The 2,871-nt window shown below is 63.6% G+C and carries 2 protein-coding genes and 2 pseudogenes; all 4 read right to left on the bottom strand.

What is annotated here, in order from left to right; all coding sequences use genetic code 11:
- Positions 1–49 precede the first annotated feature (49 nt).
- Positions 50–358 carry a hypothetical protein gene (locus E5X88_RS33345; RefSeq protein ID WP_292168508.1) on the bottom strand — a complete coding sequence of 103 codons (309 nt, stop codon included), beginning with the start codon at positions 356–358 and terminating at the stop codon, positions 50–52.
- A 9-nt stretch (positions 359–367) separates the two neighbouring features.
- Positions 368–2,010 (bottom strand): annotated as a pseudogene (locus tag E5X88_RS33340) (IS66 family transposase).
- A 37-nt stretch (positions 2,011–2,047) separates the two neighbouring features.
- Positions 2,048–2,395: an IS66 family insertion sequence element accessory protein TnpB gene (tnpB, locus tag E5X88_RS33335; RefSeq protein WP_292168506.1), complete on the bottom strand. Its 348-nt coding sequence runs from the start codon at positions 2,393–2,395 to the stop codon at positions 2,048–2,050.
- A 230-nt stretch (positions 2,396–2,625) separates the two neighbouring features.
- Positions 2,626–2,793: pseudogene (locus E5X88_RS33330) on the bottom strand (transposase); the annotation flags it as partial.
- Positions 2,794–2,871 lie beyond the last annotated feature (78 nt).

Raw genomic sequence — 2,871 nt, 5'->3', positions numbered from 1 at the left:
GTAACCCTCCGGCAAAGGCCGCGGTGGCTTCGATATTGGACGAAGGCCGTCAGTCGTTGCCGAACTCAGGTCGGGAACTCACCAGAAGTTTGGCGACCCGATCGCTTCTCTCAGCTAGCTGTCCGCGGTCCGTTAATCCCATATGCTCGGTGGCTACAGCTAATAGATAGGCTGCGATGTCGGCCGCGGTAGCGTTTTCGTCCATCAACATGACGTAGACCGTGTCTGCGTAGGCGTCATATTCGTCGGTGGCCTCTGGTATGCCGGAGACGCCGATAGGATCCCAATCGTGTAGCAAGATCTCCCGAACCCGAGCCCGGATTTCTCGTGACTGATACTTGTTTCGCCCGTGAGCCATTCTCTTGTCCTATGCAGCGATGGCCTTCGATGATCGACGTTTCCAGTTCCACGGCAGGAGTTCGTTCAGCCGGCCTTGCGGCGTGTCGGCGATGCGGGCGAGCACGTCGGCGAGCCAGGCCTGTGGATCGACGTCATTAAGCTTCGCCGTGCCAATCAGCGTATACATGATGGCAGCGCGGTCGGCGCCACGATCTGAACCGGCGAAGAGCCATGCCTTGCGGCCGAGAGCCAGACCGCGGAGCGCGCGCTCGGCCGCGTTGTTCGTCAGGCAGACGCGCCCGTCCTTGAGGAAGCGGATGAAGCCGTCCCATCGCTTGAGCATGTAGTCGATAGCTTGGGCGACTGGCGCGTGGCGCGAGAGCTTGGCCCGCTCGCCACGCAGCCACTCTTCTAGTTCGGCCACGAGCGGCGCGCTCCTTTCGGTCCTAACAGCAAGGCGCAGTTCGGCGGCAAGCCCGGTGATATCTCGTTCGATGTCGAACAGGAGATCGATGCGTTTGACGGCCTCGAAGGCGATCGGCGAGATCGGTGGCGCGGTCTTTCCCCGGCCTGCATTGGCGGCAATGTCGGCGAGCACGAAGAACTTGCGCCGCGCATGACTCCAGCACAGGGCCTCCGTCACTGGTCCAGGCTTCCGGTCGGAGAGATAAAGCCGGTTGTAGCCGGCATAGGCGTCTGCTTGCAGGATTCCGGTGAACTGCTTCAGGTGACGCTCCGGATGATCGCCAGACCGATCTCGCGACGCGTAGAACAGGGCTGCCGGTGATGATGCCCCACCGAAGGGCCGGTCATCGCGGACATAGACCCAGGCTCGGCCGGTGTCGGTCTTGCCCTTCGCCAGGATCGGCACCGTGGTGTCGTCGCCGTGAAGACGCTGTGCCGAGAGCACATGCTCCTCGATCAGTGTATGCAGTGGACGCAGCGCCGATGCGCACGTGCCGACCTGATCGGCCAGCGTCGACAGGCTCAGCTCGACGCCTTCGCGGGCGTAGCGTTCGCTCTGCCTGTTGAGTGGCTGGTGTTGACCGAACTTCTCGAACAACACCATGGCAAGCAGGTTCGGACCGGCAAAACCGCGCGGCGTGACGTGGAAGGGTGCTGGCGGTTGGGTGATCGCCTCGCATTGTCGGCACGAGAACTTCGCGCGCACCGTCTGAATGACCTTCCACTGGCGCGGGATCACCTCAAGCGTCTCGGTGACGTCCTCGCCTAGCTTCGACAGCTTGGTCGAGCCGCAGCAAGGGCAACTCTCAGGAGCGGCCATCACGACGCGCTCGCGCGGCAGATGCTCAGGAAACGGCTTGCGCGACGGGCGCCGGCGCTCGAACGAGCGAACCGTCTGAGTTTGGGATGCCGCCTTGTCCGCCGCCAATTCGTCCTCGGTTGCGTCCGCCTCCAGATCTTCGAGCTGCATCTCCATCTGCTCGAGCAGCCTGGCCTTGCGCTCCGAACGGCTGCCATAGAGTTCGCGCCTGAGCTTCTCGATCTCCAGCTTCAGCCGCCCAATCAGCGCCTCCGTCCCGGAACTGACTGCCGCCGCGCGGGCGGCAAGGGCTTCGGCCTCAATGCGCGCGGCTCGCTCCGCGAGGATCATCGCGTGCGCGGTGGCAAGGTCGGAAGGGAGCGATTCAGCAGCAGACACCCGGCGATGGAATCACATCCCCCACTATGTGCAAGGCCAAAATCGTCAGCCTGTCGCCGTTGGCCGCCAGGTCTTCTGCGGCATGCGCCAATCAATGCCTTCGAGCAGGTAGCCGAGTTGTGCCGGGGTGATCGTGATCACGCCGTCGGCCGGCGACGGCCAAATAAAGCGACCGCGCTCGAGCTTCTTTGAGAATAGGCAGGCGCCCTGGCCGTCGTGCCACAGAACCTTGATCAGATCGCCGCGGCGGCCGCGGAAGACGAATAGGTGACCATTGTGCGGATCACGCTTCAGCGTCTCCTGCACAACAAGCGCCAAGCCCGGAAAACCCTTCCTCATGTCGGTGTGACCTGTCGCCAGCCACACCCGCACGCCACTCGGAACCGGGATCATCGGGATCCAAGCGCGTCCAGAACGCGCCGCAGCGCCTCGGCATCCACATCGCGGTCGACGCGGACGCGGCGTCCGCTGCCAAGCTCGATCTCGATGATGCCGGTCTTGCGGCGACGTCGACCGGGAGACGCTGATGGCGCCGGCACCTCAACGGCAAGCGGCGCAACAGCAGGAACGATCTCGACCGGGACCAACTGCGATGAACCGGCATCGACAGGATCGCACAGTTCCTTGCGCCATCGGAACAACTGGCTGACGTGAATGCCCGCCGATCGCGCGACCTCCGACACCGACACGCCAGGCTCAAGCGACGCCGCGACCAGGCGCTCCTTCTCCCCGCGCGGCCAGCGCCGACGTCTCTCAACCGACGTGATCACCTCCACCCTCGGCATTGTCATAGGGCTACTCCTAGGATTATCCCTAGGACTTCCGACGTTCGCCCTCAGCCTACAAGGCGGCATTCACCGGAGGGATAC

Source organism: Mesorhizobium sp. (assembly GCF_004962245.1).
Taxonomy (GTDB): Bacteria; Pseudomonadota; Alphaproteobacteria; order Rhizobiales; family Rhizobiaceae; genus Mesorhizobium.
The sequence above is the reverse complement of the archived record's forward strand: the minus strand, read 5'-3'. Positions and strand labels throughout refer to the sequence as shown.

Bases quoted from the DNA above. Each gene is read 5' to 3' on its own strand.
- E5X88_RS33345 (WP_292168508.1), bottom strand. From the start codon at position 358: ATGGCTCACGGGCGAAACAAGTATCAGTCACGAGAAATCCGGGCTCGG.
- tnpB (WP_292168506.1), bottom strand. From the start codon at position 2,395: ATGATCCCGGTTCCGAGTGGCGTGCGGGTGTGGCTGGCGACAGGTCAC.